Annotated in this window: 21 protein-coding genes and 3 pseudogenes; 10 read left to right on the top strand and 14 right to left on the bottom strand. The window is 38.6% G+C overall.

Annotation, left to right across the window (positions count from 1 at the left end; genetic code table 11):
* Positions 1–191: 191 nt before the first annotated feature.
* The 6 genes from AAZO_RS21020 to AAZO_RS21045 all read right to left on the bottom strand — a co-directional run bounded on the left by AAZO_RS21020 (position 192) and on the right by AAZO_RS21045 (position 7,590).
* Complete coding sequence (locus tag AAZO_RS21020; RefSeq protein ID WP_013192738.1) at positions 192–2,864, bottom strand: DEAD/DEAH box helicase; 2,673 nt, start codon at positions 2,862–2,864, stop codon at positions 192–194.
* A 300-nt stretch (positions 2,865–3,164) separates the two neighbouring features.
* Positions 3,165–3,980 carry a pyrroline-5-carboxylate reductase gene (gene proC, locus AAZO_RS21025; RefSeq protein WP_013192739.1) on the bottom strand — a complete coding sequence of 272 codons (816 nt, stop codon included), beginning with the start codon at positions 3,978–3,980 and terminating at the stop codon, positions 3,165–3,167.
* Between the two features lie 89 nt (positions 3,981–4,069).
* Positions 4,070–4,663 (bottom strand): cell division protein SepF, encoded by a 594-nt coding sequence (locus AAZO_RS21030; RefSeq protein WP_013192740.1) that lies wholly within the window; start codon positions 4,661–4,663, stop codon positions 4,070–4,072.
* Between the two features lie 356 nt (positions 4,664–5,019).
* The gene (locus AAZO_RS21035; RefSeq protein WP_013192741.1) at positions 5,020–5,688 is read right to left on the bottom strand and encodes a YggS family pyridoxal phosphate-dependent enzyme; all 669 of its coding nucleotides are present in this window, start codon (positions 5,686–5,688) and stop codon (positions 5,020–5,022) included.
* Entirely contained in the window at positions 5,685–5,963 is a 279-nt protein-coding gene (pipX, locus tag AAZO_RS21040; protein ID WP_013192742.1) for a transcriptional coactivator PipX, read from the bottom strand. Before pipX ends, AAZO_RS21035 begins: the two co-directional genes overlap by 4 nt.
* A 304-nt stretch (positions 5,964–6,267) precedes the next feature.
* On the bottom strand, positions 6,268–7,590 hold the full coding sequence (locus tag AAZO_RS21045) for a dihydroorotase (RefSeq protein ID WP_013192744.1): 1,323 nt from the start codon (positions 7,588–7,590) through the stop codon (positions 6,268–6,270).
* A gap of 146 nt (positions 7,591–7,736) precedes the next feature.
* Between AAZO_RS21045 and lepB the strand changes: the two genes are divergently transcribed.
* Together lepB and AAZO_RS21055 are read left to right on the top strand one after the other, a co-directional pair.
* Positions 7,737–8,390 carry a signal peptidase I gene (gene lepB, locus AAZO_RS21050; protein ID WP_013192745.1) on the top strand — a complete coding sequence of 218 codons (654 nt, stop codon included), beginning with the start codon at positions 7,737–7,739 and terminating at the stop codon, positions 8,388–8,390.
* A gap of 337 nt (positions 8,391–8,727) precedes the next feature.
* Positions 8,728–9,510 (top strand): annotated as a pseudogene (locus tag AAZO_RS21055) (MOSC domain-containing protein).
* 80 nt (positions 9,511–9,590) lie between these two features.
* On the opposite strand, the gene AAZO_RS21060 reads toward AAZO_RS21055, so the two are convergent.
* From AAZO_RS21060 to AAZO_RS27550, 3 genes are all read right to left on the bottom strand, one after another.
* Positions 9,591–10,046, bottom strand: coding sequence for a gluconokinase (locus AAZO_RS21060; protein ID WP_228371336.1), 456 nt, complete (start codon positions 10,044–10,046; stop codon positions 9,591–9,593).
* Positions 10,047–10,232: 186 nt separating this feature from the next.
* Positions 10,233–10,913 (bottom strand): uracil-DNA glycosylase, encoded by a 681-nt coding sequence (locus AAZO_RS21065; protein WP_013192747.1) that lies wholly within the window; start codon positions 10,911–10,913, stop codon positions 10,233–10,235.
* 545 nt (positions 10,914–11,458) lie between these two features.
* Positions 11,459–11,800: a hypothetical protein gene (locus AAZO_RS27550; protein ID WP_187289547.1), complete on the bottom strand. Its 342-nt coding sequence runs from the start codon at positions 11,798–11,800 to the stop codon at positions 11,459–11,461.
* Between the two features lie 596 nt (positions 11,801–12,396).
* On the opposite strand from AAZO_RS27550, the gene AAZO_RS21075 reads away from it, so the two are divergent.
* Positions 12,397–13,167: a helix-turn-helix domain-containing protein gene (locus tag AAZO_RS21075; protein WP_013192749.1), complete on the top strand. Its 771-nt coding sequence runs from the start codon at positions 12,397–12,399 to the stop codon at positions 13,165–13,167.
* Positions 13,168–13,194: 27 nt separating this feature from the next.
* Here AAZO_RS21075 and gatA read toward each other — a convergent pair whose 3' ends face one another.
* Positions 13,195–14,655: an Asp-tRNA(Asn)/Glu-tRNA(Gln) amidotransferase subunit GatA gene (gene gatA / locus AAZO_RS21080; protein WP_013192750.1), complete on the bottom strand. Its 1,461-nt coding sequence runs from the start codon at positions 14,653–14,655 to the stop codon at positions 13,195–13,197.
* Positions 14,656–14,832: 177 nt separating this feature from the next.
* Here gatA and AAZO_RS21085 point away from each other — a divergent pair, with 177 nt between their 5' ends.
* Positions 14,833–15,249: a XisH family protein gene (locus AAZO_RS21085; protein ID WP_013192751.1), complete on the top strand. Its 417-nt coding sequence runs from the start codon at positions 14,833–14,835 to the stop codon at positions 15,247–15,249.
* The gene (locus tag AAZO_RS21090) at positions 15,237–15,563 is read left to right on the top strand and encodes a XisI protein (RefSeq protein WP_013192752.1); all 327 of its coding nucleotides are present in this window, start codon (positions 15,237–15,239) and stop codon (positions 15,561–15,563) included. The genes AAZO_RS21085 and AAZO_RS21090 overlap by 13 nt, the downstream gene beginning before the upstream one ends.
* A 28-nt stretch (positions 15,564–15,591) precedes the next feature.
* Here AAZO_RS21090 and AAZO_RS21095 read toward each other — a convergent pair.
* A pseudogene (locus AAZO_RS21095) lies at positions 15,592–15,815 on the bottom strand (addiction module protein).
* 183 nt (positions 15,816–15,998) lie between these two features.
* On the opposite strand from AAZO_RS21095, the gene AAZO_RS21100 reads away from it, so the two are divergent.
* The 4 genes and pseudogenes from AAZO_RS21100 to AAZO_RS21125 all read left to right on the top strand — a co-directional run bounded on the left by AAZO_RS21100 (position 15,999) and on the right by AAZO_RS21125 (position 19,831).
* Positions 15,999–16,298 (top strand): hypothetical protein, encoded by a 300-nt coding sequence (locus tag AAZO_RS21100; protein ID WP_013192754.1) that lies wholly within the window; start codon positions 15,999–16,001, stop codon positions 16,296–16,298.
* 893 nt (positions 16,299–17,191) lie between these two features.
* Positions 17,192–18,547, top strand: a complete 1,356-nt coding sequence (locus AAZO_RS21110) for a helix-hairpin-helix domain-containing protein (protein ID WP_013192755.1) — start codon at positions 17,192–17,194, stop codon at positions 18,545–18,547.
* Positions 18,548–18,706: 159 nt separating this feature from the next.
* Positions 18,707–19,260: pseudogene (locus AAZO_RS44155) on the top strand (NADAR family protein).
* Positions 19,261–19,528: 268 nt separating this feature from the next.
* Entirely contained in the window at positions 19,529–19,831 is a 303-nt protein-coding gene (locus tag AAZO_RS21125; protein WP_013192756.1) for a hypothetical protein, read from the top strand.
* 54 nt (positions 19,832–19,885) lie between these two features.
* On the opposite strand, the gene AAZO_RS21130 is transcribed toward AAZO_RS21125, so the two are convergent.
* Positions 19,886–20,572: an HAD family hydrolase gene (locus AAZO_RS21130; RefSeq protein WP_013192757.1), complete on the bottom strand. Its 687-nt coding sequence runs from the start codon at positions 20,570–20,572 to the stop codon at positions 19,886–19,888.
* A gap of 152 nt (positions 20,573–20,724) precedes the next feature.
* On the opposite strand from AAZO_RS21130, the gene AAZO_RS21135 reads away from it, so the two are divergent.
* Positions 20,725–21,498, top strand: coding sequence for a glucosamine-6-phosphate deaminase (locus AAZO_RS21135; RefSeq protein WP_013192758.1), 774 nt, complete (start codon positions 20,725–20,727; stop codon positions 21,496–21,498).
* A 672-nt stretch (positions 21,499–22,170) separates the two neighbouring features.
* On the opposite strand, the gene AAZO_RS21140 is transcribed toward AAZO_RS21135, so the two are convergent.
* Together AAZO_RS21140 and devC are read right to left on the bottom strand one after the other, a co-directional pair.
* On the bottom strand, positions 22,171–22,866 hold the full coding sequence (locus AAZO_RS21140; protein WP_013192759.1) for a DevA family ABC transporter ATP-binding protein: 696 nt from the start codon (positions 22,864–22,866) through the stop codon (positions 22,171–22,173).
* Between the two features lie 11 nt (positions 22,867–22,877).
* Positions 22,878–24,050 (bottom strand): ABC transporter permease DevC, encoded by a 1,173-nt coding sequence (devC, locus tag AAZO_RS21145; protein WP_013192760.1) that lies wholly within the window; start codon positions 24,048–24,050, stop codon positions 22,878–22,880.
* Positions 24,051–24,196 lie beyond the last annotated feature (146 nt).

Consider the following 24,196-nt stretch of genomic DNA (forward strand, 5'->3'; position numbering starts at 1 on the left):
GGTTTGAACATTTTATTACTAACAAAATATGGTGAACATTTTGAAACATTAATAAATCGCTAAAACCCTTGTTAAATAAAGGTCTCAAATTTGTATTGCCGAAAGTGATGAAAGAGGGTTATCAAGGCTTATTTTTTGGATATTATCAACTTTGAACACTCTTCAAGTATTGATATCTATAGGTTTTAGGTTTACTCCATAGCCTCATTCACAGGGAATCTATCAATTAACTGCATAGCCCGTTGAGCATTTTTCCGCAAAGAGTCCGGGACTAATGGAACATGAGGAATCTGGGATAATAGATCTAGAGTCCGGCGTAAAAGCCTGACTACATCACCTTCATCCAAAGTGGTATTTGCACATAGTTGTACCCAATCCATACCTAAAGCCCACTGTTCGATAATGGCGATTAATTCAAATTCTAACCAAATAGGCAGTGCCACATTATAGCGTCGTTGTATTTGAAACAATTGGCGACGAATCCCCCGCAACTTTGCCAAAGCATCAGCTACTTCACTACTGAGGTCAAAATGTACTTTACTATCTGGACGTGGGGTTTCTGTCACTAAGGCCGCAGCCGCAGCAGCTAAATGGTGGGGGTCTAAACTATCTAGTTCACCACTGGCGATCGCTAAACCTAACCATAATTCATTTTCACCCCGAATCGCAGCAGCCATTTGTCCCAGTGTTGTGGGTACTAAGTTATCTAAACCGCCAAACTGCTGCAAGATTTGAATTAAATTCAGAAATTGTTCCCAATGTCTTTGAGACTGTTGTTCTACCTGTTCTTGTAACTCTTCCAGTTCGGCTTCCAATTCTACACAACGCGCTCTGTCTTTAAATATTTTGGCTATGTTTCCTGATTGATGTAAGGGGTGATTTTCTAATTGTGCTTGCACAGCATTAAACCGAGCAAGTTGTTCCACAACTTCTGGTGGCATATACATAAATTCCCCTGGGTCGGGTATACTCTGAGCAATCGCAGCAGTTTCTTGATTACCACACACACACTGACCCCTTTTTAATGCCAATTCTGCTGGTGGTAAAATATCATGCGACACTTCCACCCTGGGCAATTCAGCATACAAATCTACCACATCCGCAACTGTTGCCACATACCAACGGTTATCTTGACCCAAACAGACAAAATAAGAAGCTTGACCAACATCAGGGGCTTTCTCAACCAAAACTGCTGTAATTGGCAAAGTTGCTATCATACTTTTATCTTTGAGACTCAAAAGCGTCCCAGACACGGCAAAGTCTAGCATCATCGACAATTGTTCTTGTCTATCTGTCTGTGCTTGTTCTTGGAGAGTTTTTAGAATATGACGTTCTACTTTTAGCCGTTGTCGCAATTTTTCATACAGCGCCAATTCATTTTCATCAATTGCTGCGAATTCTGCCTGAATTTTTGCTAATTCTGCTTTTATTTCCCCCATTTCGTCGTATTCTGGCTTTAAATACAACGTTGCCATATACTGTCCAAAACTGCGTTCTATCAGTTCCCTAGCTTGTTCCAAAGTATGGGTTTGCAGCAAATTCAGCACCATCCCATAGCTGGGTGTAAACTGACTAACTAGGGGATCTGCTGGAGATGTAGCCAAATATGCAGCTTCTTTTGCCCCCTCAAAGGGAGTTTGTAATGTCACCACATAGCCTTGTAAATCCATGCCCCGACGACCTGCCCGACCTGACATTTGCAGGAATTCCGAAGCCTTCAACAACCGGTGTCCATTATCGGTGCGTTTGGAAAGAGTAGAAATTACCGTTGTCCGTGCAGGCATATTAATTCCCGCTGCCAAGGTTTCCGTTGCAAAGACGACTTTAATTAGCCCCTGTTGAAATAGTTCCTCTACCAAAACTTTCCAGGCGGGTAAAATGCCGGCATGGTGGGCTGCAACTCCTCGGTACAAAGGGGCAATTTGTCCAGAACGTCCTGCTTCTGGGTTACGAGCTAAAAATTCATCAATCTGTCTGCGTAATATTTGGGATTCGTCATTATTGACTAACCATAAATCCCCTACTTCTGCCACGGCTTTATCACATCCTCGGCGGCTGAAAATAAAGAAAATGGCTGGCAGCATATCCCGTTGCTCTAATTGGCTGATGGTATAAATGATACTGAGTGCTTCTGGCCTACCGCCTTTGCCTTTTTCCCCTGGTCCTTTTTTACCCCGTTTAATCAGCCTGGGGTTAATTTTGGTTTTACTTTCATTGAGGAGGGGGAAGAGTCCTTTGGGATTGCAAAAGTTAAATTCTAAGGGAACTGGGCGAAAATCGGAATAAATCAGGTCTGTTGGACCATGAACACGATTTAGCCAATCGGTGAGTTGGTCACTGTTAGCAACAGTAGCGGAAAGGGCGACAAGTTGCACTTCATGGGGACAATAGATGATTGATTCTTCCCACACCGTACCCCGTTGGCGATCATTCATGTAGTGGCATTCATCCAGGACAACAGCCTCCACATCTACCAAGGAGATGCCAATTTGTCCTATGGGTGTGCCATAGAGCATATTGCGGAAAATTTCGGTGGTCATGACTAAAATTGGGGCATCCCTGTTAATGGAGGCATCCCCGGTTAACAGTCCAACCTGATCAAACCCGAATTTCTCTCGAAAGTCACGTAATTTTTGATTCGATAACGCTTTGAGGGGTGTGGTATAAAATACTCGTTTCCCTCGCGCTAGGGCTCGATAAATGGCGTATTCCCCAATTAATGTTTTACCTGAACCTGTGGGTGCACAGACAACTACTGAGCGGCCAGCATTCAAGGAGGCGATCGCTTCCTGTTGGAATTGATCCAGTTCAAAGGGAAAAATCGACCCTAAGTTAATTTCTGAAGACGGGGCGGGATAGTTCACTCAATCATCTTTTGCATCCAGACTATCTACTATCATAACCTGATTGGTAATTGGTAATTAGTAATTGGTAATTGGTGGTTAATTATTCTGAGTATTCCGTAACTAGAAACTTACATTACTATAAAAGCTAATATATATTTTATTAGTCTTGCATAATGACACTGGTAATTGTTGCTGAACCAGCACCACTACAAATTTCTAAAGTTTATCTGCTTGTAATTCAACTGCTCAAGCGATCACCTTCCTATATTAGTTTCACGTAATAAAACACAAAAAAAATTTTTAAACAATCACCACCTATCACCCTTTCCCCAATTCCTGAGAACGATGAGCAGCACCTTTCACAGCCTGAATTAAGGCAGAACGAAACCCAGCCTTTTCTAACTCGCTCACTCCGGCAATAGTTGTCCCCCCAGGACTGGTAACTCTATCCTTCAATTCTGCGGGGTGTAATTTAGTTTCTTCTATGAGTTTTGCCGTTCCCAATACCGTATGCAAAGCTAATTTTTTAGCTACTTCTCTAGGTAAACCCGCTGCAACTCCCCCATCAGACAAAGCTTCTATCATCAACGCCACATAAGCCGGACCACTACCAGATAAACCTGTCACCGCATCCATGAGGGTTTCTGCAACTTCTACCACTTCCCCCACGGCGGAAAAAATTTGCTGTGCTTTTTGCTGGTGGCTTGGGTGGGTGTAAGCACTTAAACAAATGGCCGTCATTCCTGCTCCCACTGTAGCGGGTGTATTGGGCATAGCGCGAATTACTGGCATTTGGGGAAATGCGGCTTCTAGCTGTTTTAAAAGCACACCCGCCAAAATAGAAATAATTAGAGGTGAATGTTCTATAGGTAATATATCTGCTAATTCTTGAGCGAGCGCACTAAACACCTGGGGCTTCACCGCCAACATCACAGCTTCTTGAACCTCAGCGAAAACCAAGCAATTATCACTCGTTACAGCTACCCCATATTGCTGCTGTAAAAAACTCCGGCGAGCCGCTTGGGGTTCACTGACAATCACTTCTGCGCCTTGATAAATTCCACGCGCAATAAGGCGGGATAATAGAGCCTCTCCCATTACCCCACCGCCAATTAAACCAAATTTAATAGTCATTTAGTTAATATTCATTAGTCATTGGTTATTTGTCATTTGTCATTTGTCATGAGCATGAAGACAACGGACAAATGACTAATTCAACTTCATTATTGCGCCATCCGATTAACTTCACTGCCCCAAGCTGGAGTAGTTGTGGTTGCGGGACGGGTTGGACGTACTGGTGGTTGGGGAACTTGGTGTAAGAAACCACCTTGAGTACTCACTTGTACACAGCTTGGTGTAAACAAAAAGATACTTTCACCAATGCGCTCTTGATGTCCATCTAGAGCATAAGTACCACCAGCTACAAAATCTACAGCACGTTGAGCCTGATCAGGGTCCATAATTGTCAAATTTAGAACTACCGATTTACGCTCACGTAATGCTTGAATTGCCTGGGGCATTTCTTCAAAAGTACGTGGTTCGAGAACTAAAACTTCAGAAATTCCGTTAATTGCGCCTGGCATACCAATCACATTACTCATAGGCTTTGATCCTGCTGCTACTTCATCTCCCATTGTAGAGGTACCTTCGCGCCAACGTCGATTGGGAGCAGGGGTTTCTTGTGGAGTGGGTTGAGGATTTTCTTGCTGATACAGATTTTGGTAACTATCACTATCTGGTTCTTCTTCGTAATATTCGTATTCTACTTGCTCATTCAATCCCACAAAGTCCCTAAGCTTGGAAAATATATTGTTCATTTTGTACGCTCCTAGTGGAAATTACCTTAATTGATCTGGCTATAAATTTTGGTAGCCAGTAAGTATAGTAGCTGCTGCCTTGAGCAATTTTATTGCTGTTTGTAGCCTCTAGTACAGGTTTTCATCAAGAAATTTTGCGCTAGAAAAGACTATACCTGATATGGGCATAACAATGAGTCAAGATTATATCCTAATGTTTGAGTAACGAAAAGTCCCTTTCATCTAATTTTCTCTTAGTGATTACATTTCTCAACACTATATCTTTAAACACATTCTTTGGCAACAGGCACTGAACTTCTCAGGAAATTATACTATGCTTATTTCTATATCCTTGTATCCAACTAAACACTAAAAGATTAGGAGCGATTTCCAAACAAAATTGTTCCCAATCTTACCATTGTTGCACCTGCTCGCACTGCCAATTGATAATCTCCAGACATACCCATTGATAGATGCAGCATTTTAATATGCAACCATTGTTGTGATTCAATTTCCTTAGCTAATTTCTGAGTATGATTAAAGATACTTGAAATTTCATCATGATCCAACCCAAAGGGTGGAATTGTCATTAAACCTTGAATTTGTAAATTTTTGCATTGGTTTAGTGCCTCCAAGTCAGCTAATAATTCCGATACCATCCAACCAGACTTATTAGGATCGGGGAGAATTTTGACTTGTAGACAAACCAAGGGAGTCACACCTAGTTGTGACGCTAGGGTATCTAAACGCTGGGCTATCTGGAGACTATCAACAGAGTGAATCCAATCAAATAATTCCAAAGCTTTTTTAGCTTTGTTACTTTGTAAATTTCCAATAAAGTGCCAAGTAATGTCCGGCAAATCCTGCAACTCAGCTTGTTTACTGGCAGCTTCTTGGATACGACTTTCAGCAAAATCACGAATTCCTGCGGTGTATGCTTCCCGCATCAGTTCAGTCGTAACTTGCTTACTAACAGCAATCAACCGAACAGAGGCAGGAAGTGAAGCGCGAATGGTAACAATACGTTGACTAATCGAACTACTCATTGGAAGGTGCGTTGGAAAACACTCTGAAGTTGATCGTACTCCTGGGACTTACCACTGCGACGCAAAGTACGTAAACGATTTTCCAGCATCATCCTGGCTTCAGTCCTACCAATAGACTGAAATTTAATACCTTTAACGTCACTTGTTACCAAAAAAAATAAGCGTTGGGCATAAAGTGTAGTGAAAAGATCCTGGTTATCATCAACCATACAGATCCTATATAGTAAACCCCACGTTGGATGATTGATGTAAGTTTCTGAGTAGTCTGGATTCATTGAATAGTCAAGGTTTGGAGTACATATTCTTTTTCGCAGTCAAATACAAGCATTCCGACGATAATAGATATTCTTTCGCCAAGACTTTTTGTAAACAATGCGAAACTAAGGACATTTTGCCAGGTCATGGCTTTCATAAAGACCTTGATCTAGTTTCTCATTGCTAGTGAAAGCAGCAGCACTAATTTCCGGCTTCTTGTTGCACCAGCTTCTTTCCATCCTGCCATAACTCTGGCTTTATGGCGCAAATGTAATAAAAGGGGTGTGGGGGAAACTCTAATGCGCCATGCCCCCTCCCTAATCCCTAATCCAAGAATGTTAACGGTTGTCCCCTGACTTGCGTGTTTACCTGGCCTTTGTCGTAGACGATTTCACCACCGACAATTGTTGTTACAGGCCAACCTGTTAAATTCCAACCTTCAAAGGGACTCCAACCACATTTGGTTAACAGTTCTTCCCGCTTAACGGGGTGATACGTGTCTAAATCCACCAATACTAAATCAGCATCGTAACGAGGGGTAATTTCTCCCTTGTTAGGAATACCATAAGTGGTAGCTACAGCCTTAGACATCCAGTTAGCAACTTGTGCAATAGTACATTTTCCTTCGATTGCGGAAGTTAACATTAAAGGTAGGGAAGTTTCCACACCGGGCATTCCTGAAGGTGTGTTGGGGTAACTTTGGGCTTTTTCTTCCAAGGTGTGGGGTGCATGGTCGGTGGCAATAAAATCAATGACTCCATCTCGTAACGCTTGCCAAAGAACTTCGTTATCATGGGGCGAGCGCAACGGTGGATTCATCTGCGCCAAAGTACCAATCGTTTGATATGCACTGCTATTTAACAACAAATGCTGTGGTGTTACCTCCGCTGTCACCCAACTGGGTTTATCCTGACGCAGTAACTCAGTTTCCTCAGCCGTTGACAGATGCAAAATATGTAACCTACGTTGATATCTTTTAGAAAGTTTTAATGCCAATTGTGTTGCTAACAGTGCAGCTTGATTATCTTGAATTTGGGAATGAATGGCAGGATCATCAATACCAGCAAATTCCTGACGGCGTTGGTTAATCCTCTCTTGATCTTCAGCATGAACAGCAATTAAGCGAGTTCCCTGGGCAAAAATCGACTCTAGCAAACCTTCTTGGTTAACTAGCAACTGACCGTGCATTGACCCCATAAAAATTTTAATTCCCGGTGTCGGCTGCGCTAGAAGCAATTCTGATAGATTTTCTCCTGTGGCCCCAATAAAAAAGCCATAATTAACCAAGCACTTATTAGCAGCCCGTTCTAGCTTGTCATCTAAAGCTGATTGGTTAATTGTCAAAGGTCTTGTATTGGGCATTTCTAAAAAGGATGTGACTCCCCCTTTAGCGCAAGCACAACTAGCGGTAAACAAGTCTTCCTTATGTTCCAGACCTGGTTCTCGGAAATGCACTTGCGGATCAATCACACCTGGCAACAAAGTTAAACCCTGTGCGTCAATCTCTTGAGTTGGTGAGGCATTAGAAATTTTTGAGGCTACTTCGACTATTTGCCGTCCATCCGTCAGCACATCGCCAATTATCAACTCACCATTGGGTAACATTAGGCTTGCTTGACGAATTAGTAAACTTGTTGGATATGACATGGATTTACAAGAAAATAAGCTGATGCAGACAATTCTGCAAATGCTATTTTAATCAGGAAAACACGCTTCTCTAGTTAAAATAATAAATAAAGTCTCTCCCCGATGAGTTTAGTGCTTGCCTCTTACCCTAAAATTTAAGTAATTTCATGCAAAATCAAGTGTCTGATAAAAAATCTAGCCCCCAACCTGATAATTCCTGGATCTTAGAGCTAGGCAAAACAATTATCTTGAGCGTCTTTCTGGCCTTGGGAATTCGTACCTTTGTCGCCGAAGCAAGATGGATTCCTTCAGGTTCAATGGAACCGACGCTCCATGGTACACCAAACCAATGGGAAGCGGATAAGATTATTGTTGATAAGGTGAAGTATAAATTTAGTAAGCCAGAACGGGGAGATATAGTTGTATTTTCACCGACGGAAGAATTACAAAAAGAACAATACCATGATGCATTCATTAAACGAATCATCGGGTTGCCTGGAGAAAAAGTAGAACTGAGGGAAGGCCAAGTCTATATTAATAACAAAGTTCTAGAAGAAGATAAATATTTACCCCCCTCTGTGCTTACAGTTGTTGATGTTTGTACATCAGGGCAACAACGCCCATTCTTGGCTCAACCGGAAACCATACCACCCAACTCATATCTAGTTTTAGGTGATAATCGTGGTAGCAGTTATGATGGTCGTTGCTGGGGTTTAGTACCTCAGAAAAATATTATTGGTCGTGCCATAGTTCGTTTTTGGCCTCTTAATAATGTTGGCTCGATAGATAAGCCTCCGTTGTATCCATCTGCAAATCCTTAGAGCCTATTAATAAAGTAAATATTAAAAAGGCTACCGTTATAGATTTCAAAATTCAAAATTAAGAATTATTTACTAAACCTCTTGCAGAATTAGTGTTATGTGACAAAAGGGGGTTATATTTGTTTTAGCCAAAATTTTAGAGTTACACGGTTATATTTAAATTAGCGAGCCCAAAGAACACCAAAAATAGATAAAATCTAAAACTCTCTATCATACCACAGAAACAATTTTGTAAGAGGTCTACTCTTGGCTGTTCCCTGTTCCCTTCTTTGCGAATTACAAATTACGTATCCCTTACGGGAGTAGGAAGCACTATTACGAATTACGAAATATTTCAATGGCTAATCTAGCTAGGATACTTTTGTATCCGATTAAGTCATTGGATGGTGTGGAAGTAGAAAAGGCGACAATTCTACCTGGTGGCGCACTTCGTTATGAGCGAGAATTTGCAATTATGGATGCACAAGGCAAGTTTCTCAATAGTAAACGCGATGCCAAAATTCATCTATTGCGCTCAGAATTTTCTTTACAAGAAAGAGTTATTCGTCTCCAATTCCCTGGTGGTCAATCACCACAGGTTTTCCATCTTCATGAAGAACTCACACCGATATAAGCAATTTTAAGTGATTTTTTCGGGCTTGGTGTCAAATCAATGCAAAACACGAATATGGGTTTTCCTGATGAAACAGACTCACCAGGTCCAACGGTGATTAGCACCCCAACACGGAAGCAGCTTCTTGGTTTCCTGGTATGAGTGTAGATCAAATGCTCCGTCGGATGCGTGCGAATATTGAGATTGATGGTGTACGAGCGTTTTGGGAAGATAGGCTGTATACTGGCAGCGGTGAAACTGTATCTTTTGTAGTGGGAGATGTGTAGTTTTTGGGAGTTAACCCTTGTCAACGTTGTGTTGTTCCTATGCATGCGGGACTCATATTTAGGTCAGGCTTACCCCAACTTTCAAAAGATATTTGTGCAGAAACGTAAAGCAACTATGCCTAGTTGGGTTGATGCATCAAGATTGAATCATTTTTTTAGATTGAGTGTGAATACAAAAGTTGCTGCATCGGAAGTTGGAAAAACTCTAGAGGTTGGTAAGAATATCAACAGCTACAGGTAATTTTTTATCTCCTGAACGCTCGCCTCTAAATTCTGTGAAATATCAATATCAATATATAGCTTCTGTAGTTGTTGGTTCTTCTAGAGTATCGAACTGACTTTGTAAAAGTCGCGGTTCATAAAATGACCAATGCGATCGCCCAATCTCTGATCAATCAACTCATAGCTACCTTTAAGGTAAACTAACTTTATCCGTGGATCATCGACGCTGAGAATCTGGCGATAGTTGGCTTTGAGTGCGGAACAAGCAAGAATGGTATTTTTTTCTGCTTTTAGCGATTGGGCGATCACTTCTCCCATCGTCTGTAACCAAGGTGTGCGATCGGCATCAGTCAATGGTTCTCCGCGGCTCATTTTTTCCTTGGCTTCTACTGAGTGAAATGAGTCTGCATCATGAAACTCCCATCCAGTTTTGTCTGCAAGTGCTTGACCAACGGTGGTTTTTCCTGAGCCAGTAAATCCCATGATAATTACAATCATATTTCCTCTATCTAAATCTTCAGGCGCTAGATCTGCATATTCACGACCTGATTGCACAACACACCAGCAGCTTCTACTAGAATGCCTCGCAAGTCCTCAATTTCCATCTCGGTCAAATCTCGGTTTAGATATTCGGAACGTTGTTTAGTTAGTACCCAATCACTGCCTTTTCATAGATTAAAATTTTTGACAATTCGGGAGAGCCACCTGTGCAAGTGTTCTCCTCCGTGTGAAAAAAAGTCTTTAATTCTCACCCTTTATCTCGTCATACTTAGCTTTTACAGCCTGGATATCCTGCCACATCAACCATTTTGGCGAACCTTTTTCCCGTGATGGGTTACGCAATAAATAGGAAGGGTGGAAAATTGGCATACATAAACGCCCTTCCGACTCTAGCCATTGTCCGCGAATTTTCGTAATTCCTTGTTTACTTCCTGTAATGCCTTTAACAGCAGTTGCACCAGTTAATAAGATGATTTTCGGGTCAACTAAACGTATTTGTTCTAATAAATAGGGTTTACAAGCTGCCATCTCTTCCGCTGTGGGAACTCGGTTTTCTGGTGGGCGGCATTTGTTTATATTACCAATATATACATCTTCCTCTGTACTTAAATTTACAGATGCCAAAATTTTCTCTAATAATTGCCCTGATTTACCGACAAATGGTAAACCGGTTTCGTCTTCGCTTTGTCCTGGTGCTTCCCCAATAATCATGATTTTAGCTTGGAGATTTCCACGTCCCACAACCGCATGAGTGCGATTGTCCCCCAACCCACAACGACGGCAGTTGTTACAATGCTGTGCTAATTCCGGCATATTCGCATAAGTTCCGGATGGAATAGGAATTTTTGCGTCTGTGGGAATCAAGTCTTTTTGGTTGAAACTTGATCCGTCAAAGAGACTGAGTTGGGTGTCGCTACTCATGACAATGGGGATTGTGGCTGGGCAATTTCATTCAATTGGAATTTCATGGAAATTCTTGCAAAAGTCCCAAAATAACAATAATTAACCGCATTTAACTGCGGTTAATTATTGATGATTTGATTGATGCAAGAGGTCTATTGTATCAAGTAATGGCTGTGGAAGGTAAGATTACAATGCTTCTGGTGGGGAAATATCAGATCCAACACAGATACAGATACCAGTGGAAGTAGATTTGATGCCTGGTTTAATGTTGATATATGAGTGTAAATATTCAGGTTTTGCAGAGTCAGACCTTGAGATTCTCTTGCTTGTCTGAGTTGTTCACCAATTTGACGCAGACGTTCTAACCTTTGTTCTCCTGCTAGTTGTGCTGCTAGTTGTGCTGCTAGTTGACTTTTAGAAAGTTTGTGCCGTTTGGGAAGCCTGTTGCTTAGTGTTGGTGTTTTTGGTTGGTCTTTTATGGTTTCATTTGCTACTGAATCTGTTTTATATGTTGGTGGTAAATTACTTTGTTTAGTCTCTATTAATGCTGGTTCTGGGGTGGATTAAATAGTATTTAAGGTTGGTGTGGAATTACTAGATTGTTCTAACTTTGGATTTGGTAACTCGGTGTCATCTACTTTCAGATTGATATCTGTGACTGTCTGCTGTTTTCGTGCAAATCGCTTAAATGCTAAAGTGATGGCTTCTCTACCCACGGCTTTAAATAAAGTCTTGGCTTGTTCATCGGTTGAACCTAGTAACTTTTGTAAGTTAGCTACTGCTAGGCGATAAACTTTACTCTGGTATAGTTCAGATTCTATTTCTCTCAGTAGCGATCGCAATTCATCTTTACTAATTTGCACAGTAGAATTTCTGAGAATTTTGAAAAAATATGCAGATGCCATGGTCATGATCTTATTCTCTCCGGGTGTCAGAGGAAAAAGCGGTTTTATCTGTGTCATTTATTCTACGATGAATTGCAATATCCGGATTTTCAGGTATCATTTTCGAGCATCTTTAGCTAAAACTCAGAATTATTACTAATATCATTATCTCTGGGAACAAAAAAGACTGATCAATTATCAACAGAATATTGTAATTATTCCTACCAAAAGCACCAGCTAAATAATTCTTCCAGTAGAGGTGATAAGTTATTTATGACCATAGAATGTATATCCAGCCTTGTAAGTAAGTATGGATAAATACAATAAATGGGCGCAAATAAACAGTAAAATATGGTAACTAAGGGTTGCCATTGTGAAAGTGAGGATTAGACATCTGGTTAACAAGAATGTAGAAACCTTGTATAAAATATCTCTGCAAGGGTTCTGGATACAGCATAAAGCAAGGAAATCTTAACAGGGTTTAAAATCTATCTGTAACTGATAGCGCATCACCGTGTATTCTCATTCAATTGATAACCGCTATAATTGAATACTTTTCTTTAATTTATATATATAAGTATATAATATTATATGTATTGACTTTAGAGGAGATAAAGGTGACTGTTTTAAATGATGCCCAACAAGAACAACTAAAAGAAATAACTGCCAATTTACAACAGGTCAGAGAGGAAAAAAATATCAGTCTAGAAGAAATTTCTGTTCAAACACATATTCGACTAAGTTTTTTACAAGCTTTGGAAGAATGGCGATTTGAGGATTTACCTGAGCCTGTTTTTATACAAGGTTTTATTCGCCGTTATGCAGATAGATTAGAACTAGATGGTACTGCTATAGCTAACAACTTTGAAATTAATTTTGCTCCTTTAGAATCTAATCATTCAATTAGAAAACCAAGTATTTATATACCGCTGTTTGTTCCTTACATTTTTTTATTAATAGCTGCTGCTGTGGGACTCTTCTATTTACTCAAAATAGATTTTAGAGATAAGTCATCAGCTCAGAAACAAAATCCTATGTTGAGCGTTCCACAAAAAACGCTAACATCTCCTTTAAAGTCAGAAATATTACCATCTCCAAATACCGCTCCTGTTTCCACAGCAACACCTTCTCAAACTAGTACATCTATTTCAGATGTTGCTGTTACTTTAGAGCTTAAAGGTGACTCTTGGGTACAAGTAAAAGCTGATGGTAAAACTGAATTTGAGGGAATTTTAACTAAGGGAGAAAGAAAAAATTGGACAGCCAAAAAATCGTTGACTGTCCGTTCTGGTAATGCTGGTGTAGTTTTAATTTCTGTTAATGAAGAAGAACCGAAACTATTAGGGAAAAATGGTCAAGTCAAGGATTTTACTTACAATAAACAATAGAAAACCTGACCACTAACCACTGACAAATTAGGCTATTTCCGCTTTTTGAAGATGCCAAGTAGTTGATTGTTCATAAGAGTATGCTACTTGTAAAAGCTGGTCTTCTCTCAATACTTTGCCGATTAGTTGTAATCCAATTGGTAAACCTTTGCTGTCAAAACCACAAGGTACGCTAATACCGGGTAAACCGGCAAGATTGACGGGAATAGTCATCAAGTCATTTAAATACATACTCAAGGGATCGGTGATTTTTTCGCCGACTTGAAATGCTGTGGTGGGTGCGGTGGGACAAATTAAAACATCTACTTGTTGAAAAGCTGTTCCAAAGTCTTCTTTAATTAAGGTGCGGACTTTTTGTGCTTTCAAGTAGTAGGCATCATAATAACCGGCACTGAGGGCATAAGTACCAATCATAATCCGGCGTTTGACTTCTGTTCCAAAGCCGAGCGCACGGGTACTAGTGTACATGGAAAGCACGTTGTCTGCGTCAGGAGACCGCAAGCCATATTTAACGCCATCGTAACGGGCGAGGTTGGCTGATGCTTCCGATGGGGCGATAATATAGTAGCTAGGTAAGCCATAACGGAATCGGGGACAGGAAATATAATGAATTTCTGCACCTAAAGTTTCTAGTTCAGTGATCGCATTCTTTACTGCTGCTTCTACTTCTGGATCTAATCCTTCACTAAAGGTTTCTTTAATTACACCAATTTTTAGTTTTTTCCCTGCTTTCAGGTCTGGTGTTAAGCTGGCAGCGTAGTCAGGAATTTCTACTTTTAAGCTTGTGGAGTCTTGAGGATCATAACCTGCGATCACATTTAATAAAATCGCCGTATCCTCCACTGACCGACCAAATGGGCCAATTTGATCCAAAGATGACGCATAAGCCACCAAACCATAACGGGAAACTAACCCATAAGTCGGTTTCATCCCTACCACACCGCAAAAAGAAGCCGGTTGACGAATCGAACCCCCCGTATCCGAACCCAGGGAGACAACGCATTCTTCAGCCGCTACAGCCGCCGCCGAACCACCAGAAGAACCACCAGGAATCCGTGAGATATCCCAAGGATTAGCTGTAACTTGATAAGCAGAGTTTTCTGTGGAACTACCCATTGCAAACTCGTCTAAGTTGGTTTTACCAACCATTACGGCCCCAGCATTGGCGAGTTTTTGCGTTACCGTTGATTCATAAGGTGGGACAAAATTTTCTAAAATCCGAGAAGCGCAGGTGGTGCGAATACCCTTGGTACATATATTATCTTTGATACCGATGGGAATCCCTGCTAAAATACCTATTTCTTCACCAGCAGCGATTTTTGCATCCACAGCACTAGCCTGTTCTAGAGCCTGTTGTGCCGTGACAGTTAAGAAACTGTGCAGTTTTGATTCTAATGCTTGAATGCGATCTAAAGCTTCTTGGGTAATTTCAACGGCAGAACGTTCTTTTTTTACTAGCTGTGTGTGCAACTCGCGAATGGATGCCATAAATAATTTTTCTCTTTATCATTCAGGTCATTGATTTTAGCATTTACAGGACTGAGGATTAGGGAATTTTCGTCTGAACTTCTGAATCCCATCGAGTCTTTTTGGCAATTATACTGTCTGTGTAATGTAGTACAGGGAATCTTGCTCGCTTTTTATTAATAAAAAACGTCTTTAAATATGCCTGCAAAAGATATTTATCACAATGCTGTTAAAAATGGCTTAATTAAAGAAGGCTGGATAATTACAAATGATCCCCTACATTTAAAATGGGGTCAAAAGGATATGTATGTAGATCTAGGAGCAAAACAACTTTTAGCAGAAGAACAAGGAACTAAAAAAATCGCTGTAGAAATTAAAAGTTTTGTCAGTCCTTCAGAAATAGCAGACTTGAAAGGTGCTATTGGTGGATTTGTTTTGTATCGTGCTTTGATGAGTCGTCTAGAACCTGACAGAATTTTATATTTAGGAATACGTGACGCTATATTTACAGCTTTATTTAAAGAACTGATTGGTAAACTTTTAATGGAAAGCGTAAATGTAAATTTACCTGTTTTCAATCGTGAAACTGAGAGGATCACACAATGGATACCTTAGATAAATATCGCCGTATTATTAAAGAAGTATTAGTACCTTATAGACAAATCCCCTACTCCTATGGAGTGATTGAATGTAAAACAGTTTTTGATTGTGAAAATGATAGCTATTTACTAATAACTGTTGGTTGGGAGAGTGCTAAAAGAATTCATGGTTGCTTAGTTCATCTTGATATTATTGTCTGGGTACAACGAGATGATACAGAAGATGGTGTTACTTATGAATTAGAAGCGGCTGGAGTTCCTAAAGATAAAGTTGTGTTGGGTTTTCAGCCGCAAAATGTTAGGCAACATACAGGATATGGTGTGATATAAGGTGCTTTAGGCGAAAAGAGAAGTTTTATTAAATTCTATCTAAACGTTTTTGAACCTCTTCCCAACTAGAACCATTTGTAGGTTTTTTTGATAATTTTCTAACCGTCGTTCTACTTCCTGTTGTTGTGCTGGACTTAAGGGCAGTTCCTCTTGTTGTTCTAAGATGCTATCCCATAAATCTTCAGCAAGTTGGATACGTTCTGCAATGCTGAGTTCAGAAATTTCAACTTTCAAGAGGGGATGGAGACTCATGAGTAGAGAATTAAGGTTGAGCTTTTATCTATTTTATAGCATTGGGGAATTTGACTGTTGTGGAGAAAATTGCTGGATATTCAGTGACTAATGTACTGAAAAATATGTAATTAGGTATAATATTCTCTAAATATACGTAAACACCTATGTATAATAGTTAGATATAGTATTGGTAGTAGTGTTATGCCTAAAAGAATAAGTGAAATTTTTGGGGTTTCTGAGGATGATCTAAAAAACGAGGGTGTGTTTAATGGATTTATAGACCTAGATTCAGTGTTTTATGTTGATCCCCATCTTGTGAAAAATACAAAGATTCCAGAACTTGAGAACTCATACATACACTTCAAAAAATATTTTTCAGAAATCCTTCATGTTCTAGAGAATGTAAAAACTTCTGAAGATAGATTTTTTAGCACTGCTCATAAAAAACTGATATTTCCAGAATTATCGTTCGTCCTACCATTGGGATATTCCACAGGGTAAAATCCAGTCCATCTACTCTAAATCAAATTACATCGGGTTGCAGTTCATTCTCATCATCAAGCCGTACAGTGGTTTCAACACCCATTTCCATGTTAGGAATAGATGATTAATACAGACCGAGCCATGTAATAATTTTGGTATGAGGTTTGGCATGAGGTGTAAAGCGTAAAGGAGAAGCCACGTATACAATACCTTCAATGAATTCAGCTTTTTTGACATGGGCTGCAGCCGCATAACAACGTTCCAACTCTGAACGATGCAAGCAACCAAGCGATAGCCATTTTCAAGAAGCGGTAAATTTAGCGCAAATTTAGCAATAGTCATCGCGTTTAAAAATATCTCAACCTATGAGTTGGAATATTTTCGCATAAAGTATGGGGAGCGCTCGCTAAATCGCAAGAATTTGTTAAGCAATAACTTAGTACAGTACGGCGTAAATAAAGTAACGATTCCAAATCGCTGAAAAGCTCATACAGTATTCATTTTGAATTTTGTTAGCGTAGGGTCTCCGAAGCAGATATTTTGTTAGCGTAGCTCTTCTGAAAGAAGCAGTTTGAATTCACGGCGTTACTAGTATAAGGATAACAAATCAACTGTTAGAGTATGATATTGGAGATGGTAAACTGAAAGCGTTAGCTCCAGAGAGTATGACAAACTGCTCGGTAAAGTATAATTGAAGTTTAAGCAAATAGACCTATTGCAAAATTGTTTCTATGGTTATGATAGAGAGTTTTAGGTTTTATGTATTTTTGGTGTTCTTTGCACTCCCTAATTCAAACATAACCCTCTAACTCTAACTTTTGGCTAAAACAAAGACAACCCCCCCATTGTAACATAAAATTAATTCTGCAAGAGGTCTAATATCTAGAGATAGCTTAGAAAAGCTAAATAATATGGTTAAAATAATTTCACGTCAATTCTTAGGTCCAGCCAATGTTTATGATATTGGAGTTGCACAAGACCATAACTTTGCGATTAAAAACGGTTTAATAGCCTCTAATTGCTTCAATAAATCGCATTCCACGGCTTACGGTTACGTCACTTATCAAACGGCATATTTAAAAGCCAATTATCCCTTAGAATATATGGCGGCGCTGTTAACCTCTAACAGTGGGGATACGGACAAAGTTCAGAAATATCTTAACAACTGCACAAGTATGGGGATTGAAATAGATCCGCCGGATATTAACCGTTCTGGGTTAGATTTTACACCAGCAGAAAAGAAGATTTTATTTGGATTTTCGGCGGTGCGGAATGTGGGACAAAATGCGATCGCCTGTATTCTGGAAGCAAGAGCAGAGGGAGGAGAGTTTAAATCTCTTGGGGATTTTTGCGATCGCATTGATTTACGTGCTGTAAACCGTCGTACTTTAGAATCACTGATTCAGTGTGGAGCCTTTGACAAAATTGAATCCAACCGCCAACAATTAATTAGAGACTTAGAATTAGTATATGATTGGGCGCAATCCCGTGCTAAAGAGAGAGCTAGTGGACAGGGAAATTTATTTGACTTAATGGGTGGTAGTTTTGCAAATAATAGTAATCTACAGAAATCAAATAATGCCTTTGAATCTGCGCCTAAAGCTGAAGTAACTCTGGATTTTCCCCCACAGGAAAAATTGCGACTGGAAAAGGAACTATTAGGTTTTTATGTATCGGCTCACCCACTCAAAGATATTAAACAATCATCATCACTGCTCGCACCAATTAATCTTTCACAATTAGGAGACCAGAAAGATAATACAATGCTTTGTGCAGTCGTCATGCTGAATAATGTCAAAAAAGTGGTGACGAAAAAAGGTGATCCGATGGCAATATTACAAATAGAAGATTTAACTGCATCATCAGAAGCCATTGTCTTTCCTAAAAATTATGAACGAGTTAGTTCACTATTACAAGTTGATGCCAGATTAATAATTTGGGGTAAAGTAGACCGAAGAGATGAGCAGAATCAATTTATAGTTGAAGACGCAGAACCAGTTGAAAAAGTCCATATGGTAATGGTGGAATTGAATCCCCAGGAGGCTGGAACTATTGAAGTCCAACATCGGCTCAGATCAATTTTGAAGGAACAATCAGGAGATAAAGATAAAGTAAAAGTACCTGTAATTGGTATTATTAAATCAGAAAACCATTGTGAATTAGTACGTTTTGGACAACAATTTTGGGTACAAGATTCTTCTTCAACTGTGCAATCTCTCAAAAATGCTCAATTCCCTGCGCATGTTAAAAAATTGACAGATAATTAGTTTGATCCATAAAATAAATAATAGCGGTAGCGTGGCATAAGCCATATTTCCCAGGTGGTAGTGGGGTTTTATGTTAAGTTGACCTCATGTACCGATTGCAAATCTCTGAAAAGCTCACGCTATATTCATTAATAGTAATATACTACTGAGTTCCTAATCATGGCAGTCTACTTTTATCATTCTCGTGATCAATATACTTGTTTTTCTAATTTCTCACCTCACGGGTTTATGTTAGATGATTTGTATTGGCTTACTAGGGAACATTACTTTCAAGCCCAAAAATTTCTTGGTACATCTCATTTAGAACAAATTCGTCTTGTTAAAACCCCAAAAGATGCGGCAAAAATGGGTAGACAAAGAACTCTTCCCCTGCGTTCAGATTGGGAACCACTAAAAGATGATAAGTAGGTAGACACAAATGAAGATAACTATGTAGCAAAATGTAAGTTACTTGAAACCCTTGGGATTACTTGATTCCCCTTTGCTGCATTCGCCATGACATAGTTATAAATTTTTCCGCCCACCTACTTATTATGCGACAAGCAGTGTTATGTAAGCTTTCTACCCATGCAGATATTAGAGAAATGCTACTTTCTAAAGGTAATGAAGAAATAGTTGAAAATTCACCTGTAGACTATTATTGGGGTTGTGGTGCTGATGGTAGTGGTAAAAATATGCTAGGCATCATTTTAATGGAAGTATGGGAAATATGACGAGTTTAGTAAATACTCAGGTTAGAAACATTGGTAACTCTGAATCAACCCATATTTTCGGAGCAATCAGAAAACATGAAGAAAAAATATCACAAAATATGATAACATTTCATTTCACTCTACAATAGGTGCATAAGGTTGCCTGTAGGGTGATTTTAAGTATAGTATCATTACGGTCAATAGTTAATGCTTAAAATGGGTAGATACGAGGTAAGTGAGCAAGTTGTAAGATTTAAAGTGGTAATTCAGCATTAGGAGTTAAATTATTATGTCTACATTACAAAAGGTGAAGAAATATTATAAATGGTCATGGGATGTATCTCTTGGTGGCAAATATGATGAGTGGGGTACTAGCACCTACTTTATGGAAATTGATTGCAATTTATATGCTCGCAGACAAATGGAAATTTATGAAAATGGCAACGTATTATTCTATGATAAAAACCATTCAGCTGATGATTATGGGATGTTATGCGATAAGAAATTAGATGACAAGAATATTGAAGAATTTGAAATTTCAGAGGCAGAATTTGAACAAGTATGGCATAGTAAAACCCCCATTAATAAATGATGGGGGATGGGTGTTCACCAGAAATTATGTTCTTTGTCATCTATAAGTGCTCGCTCATACATTAGATGCAATTACTGCTAGATTGGGTTCTATCAAGGAATTAAGGAAAGTCCACAAGCGTAAATCCGTAAAATCACGAATTGCCATCAATGTACCCTCTTCCTGCAATTCTTGGGGATCATGGGTAGAAGCAATGCCAATTGTGGATATATTAGCAGCAACAGCAGCACGAATACCGGAAGGAGAATCTTCTAAAGCAATAGCTTGTTCTGCTGTAATCCCCAACTTGTAGAGAGCAACTTTGTATGGTTCTGGATCTGGTTTCCCGGCTATACAATCATCTGCTAAAACAATGGTATGGAAAACTTCTTTAATGCCAAGAACTTCTAGGATAAATTCAGCATTTAATCTGGGAGCGTTAGTTACTAATGCACGTTTTATTTGATGTGTTTGTGTCCATGCTAACAACTCTGAAAATCCCTCCATAAGTCGCAAATGGGAAGAACGTTCGCGGAAAAGAGCTTCTTTCTCATCAGCGAATTTTTCACCTTCTGTTACTGATAATTGCGGTAGAATATCTTTCACAATTTCTGGGTTTAGTCGTCCACTAATTCGGGATTTATAGGAAATTTCATCAATTTGTATGCTGTAATTTAACAGCATTTCTCTCCAAGCTTGGTAGTGTATTGGGTCAGTGTTGACAATAGTGCCATCTAGGTCAAAGAGAATTGTCGTTAGCATCGTTTTTTGGTAAAATGTAAATAAGCGTTAAGTTAATTTACCTAGTTTAACGTAAATTGGCAGTTAGAGAACAAGTAATAGGGAATAGAGAATATATTCAGCGTTTTTCCTAATCAAGAATACCAATTATCAATTACCAATTGTTTAAGAAAATGCCAGCCGCTACAAAATCTTTTCGTGTCGATGATCTCTTAGTGCAGATTTACAATTCTGAAGTGGAAATGGCACAGGATGTTGCCGAAATTGCACATGAGTATTTACAGCATCAAATTGAACAACAGAATACAGTAGCAGTGTTGTTAGCTACTGGAAATTCTCAACTTAAATTTCTGGATGGTTTAATCGCTTTAGGTGGAATAGATTGGTCAAACATAATTTTATTTCATCTTGATGAATATTTAGGAATTAATGCTGATCATCCTGCTAGTTTTCAGTATTTTCTGCGGGAAAGGGTAGAAAAACAAGTTTTTCCACAGAGATTTAATTATATAGCAGGGGATGCTTTAGAACCAATTGTTGAGTGCGATCGCTATACTAAATTATTAGAAGCTCAACCAATTGATTTATGTCTTCTTGGTGTCGGAGAAAACGGACATTTAGCCTTTAATGACCCAGCAGTGGCAAATTTTAAAGATACCGCTAAAATTAAACTCGTAAAACTAGATCAAATCAACCGTCAGCAACAGGTAAAAACAGGATATTTTGCCAATTTAGAAGCAGTTCCTCAATATGCTTTTACTGTCACTATTCCCATGATTTGTACAGCCAAAAAAATTATCTGTCTCGCACCAGATACACGCAAATCCAAAATAGTCAAAGAGATATTACAGGGATATATTACCACAAATTATCCAGCTTCTATATTGCGTAAACAACCACAAGCCACGTTATTTTTAGATGTAAATTCTGCGAGTTTACTAACTTAGTTTTTATTCAGCTTCCAACTAGACAAGCATTCCTCCAAATACGTACAATCTTCACATTTAATTTCTTGACCAGGGTTCTGACATTTGCAGGGAAGATTCACAAAACATTCATCAGGATGTTTGGAAATCCATGATTTTTTAAGTATAAAGTATAAACTTGCTTCTTGTAGGCAAACAATCAGATCTTGCACCATGATATCAATTCAAAATGTAAGGAGTAAAAAATTATGAATACAAACCTTATTAACCTCAGTTGCATCATTAATTTATAGTCAGCATTCAGCTAATGCCTAACGGCACGCTATGTGAACAGCAGTCAGCTTTTTCAGGCTAAAGCTAAAAATACCTATTTGATAATTAACCAATTTCGATAATTAACCAATTTCTCAAACATTGTGACTCCTGACTTCTGAATTCTTACAATTTATATTGTAACTACCCTATCCTGATTTCATAAAAAATAGATCACCAAGTTATTTAAAAACTCTGGCATCTAGAATCCTTACACTTTACATAAACAGAAAAAGGTTCACTTCATCCTTAAAGCAGATATGTTGTTCCCCCATAAGATATATAGCACTAGATAGGGTGATTAGGACACTAATTAATGGTTCAATTCAGACTACAAAAGGGTTTTACTTCTGAATTCTGACTCCTGACTCTTACTATAACTCAATATGTCCCTTGTTTGATTAACCTACCATCTTCCATCTGAATTATTCGGTCAGCAATATCTAAAATTCTGTTATCATGAGTGACAATTAAAATAGCACAATTCTGCTCTTTTGCTAATTCTTGCATCAAATTGACAACATCTCGGCCTGATTTACTATCTAAAGCTGCTGTAGGTTCATCAGCCAAGACTAATTTAGGATGACTCACTAAAGCGCGAGCAATAGCAACTCTTTGCTTTTGTCCTCCTGAAAGATCAGATGGATAATAATTAATGCGATTACCTAATTTTACAGCATTAAGTATTGCTTCTGACTGTATTTTAGCTTCCCATTGTGAAATATTACTTTGTAATTCTAAAGACATTTGTACATTTTGTCTGGCTGTTAAGAAATCCAGTAAATTATGTGCTTGAAAAATATAACCAATCTGACGACGTACTTGCACTAATCTTTCATTACTGACTCCAAATAATTCCTGTCCAATAAATTTTAAACTTCCCTCCTGAACTGAACGTAAAGCCCCAATTAAAGTTAGTAAAGTCGTTTTTCCCGAACCAGATGGACCAGTCATAATCACAATTTCACCAGATCGGATTATCAAATTAACGTCAAATAATATCTGGTTTCGTAACTTGGTTGTACCAAAGTAATGATTAAGCTTAGTGATTTCCAAAATAAAATTTGATTGCATCATATTACAGAAATTTAGAAAATATCTGCTGGATCTACCTTGCGTAATTTATTGGTAGAGAAGAATCCAGAAGTTAAACACATTAAAATTGCCGAAGTTAAAACTATCAATGCTTTCTCTATATCCATAGTAATTGGTAACTTAGTTGCACTCTTAGCAAGATCATACAGTCCTAAAGATATAGCAAAACCAGGAATATAGCCCAAAATAGCTAAAATTAAGGCTTGTTGAAAAACCAGGACCAAGAGATATTTATTTCTAAATCCCATTGCTTTAAGAGTAGCAAATTCAACAAAATGTGTGGATATATTGCTATAAAGAATCTGATAAACAACAATTACTCCAACCACAAAACCCATAAATACCATCAGGTTAAATACAAATCCAATTGGTGTTCTTAAGGTCCAATAGTCTTTCTCAAAGTTAATAAATTCTTGGCGAGTCATCACGACAATATCTTTAGGTAATTTGGCTGATAAATTTGCCAAAACTTGTTTGGGATTAGTACCAGGTTTGAGATGAATTAAGCCTATATCTATTTTGTTAGCATCACGTTCTTGAAATATTCGCATGAAAGTAGAAGAACTGACGATTAAATTACCATCAACTCCAAAGGAAGGACCAAGACTAAATAAGCCGCAAATTTTTATTTTGTAACCTACTAAACCCAGATAACTAAATATTTCCAGACTCATAGGTTTATTTTCTTGATAATACTCAGCAATTGGTCCAAACTCTGGACGAGAAGCACGGTCAAAGAAAACCTGATCAGGGATTTGCAGTAACTTAAAATCTTCCTGAAGTTCTGGTGATTTAAAAATGGGTTTTACTGGATCAAATCCAAGTACGTAGATAGGATACTTGCGTCCACTAATAGGATTTTTTAACTTAGCAAACTGCACATATAAAGGCTCAACAGATTCAATATCCGAAAAACCTAATGTCTGGTATAAACGACTGCGAGAAAAACTTTGATTAGAGGTCAAAGATTTATATTGGGCGCTAATTAAAAACAACTCTCCTTTGAGATTTTTATGTACCTGTGTAGCACTTGCGTAAAGAGCATCTTGAAAGCCAATTTGCATAAACATCAAAACAGCAACAAAAGCAATTCCTGCTAAAGCTACAAAAAAGCGCACTTTTTGTTTAGCTAGTTGTAGCCAAGCTAGAGGTATATTAAGAATCATATTTAAAACCTCTGGTAGTATGTATAGATTCTAGGAATCCTCAATTATCTGCACAATCTGAATGAGTGTAGAGTGGGTAATTCCCACTCTATGTAATTTCTATGTTTCGTGCAGACTATTACCCTAATCCAAATCTAAAATCTAAA

It is taken from the genome of 'Nostoc azollae' 0708, assembly GCF_000196515.1.
Taxonomy (GTDB): domain Bacteria; phylum Cyanobacteriota; class Cyanobacteriia; order Cyanobacteriales; family Nostocaceae; genus Trichormus_B; species Trichormus_B azollae.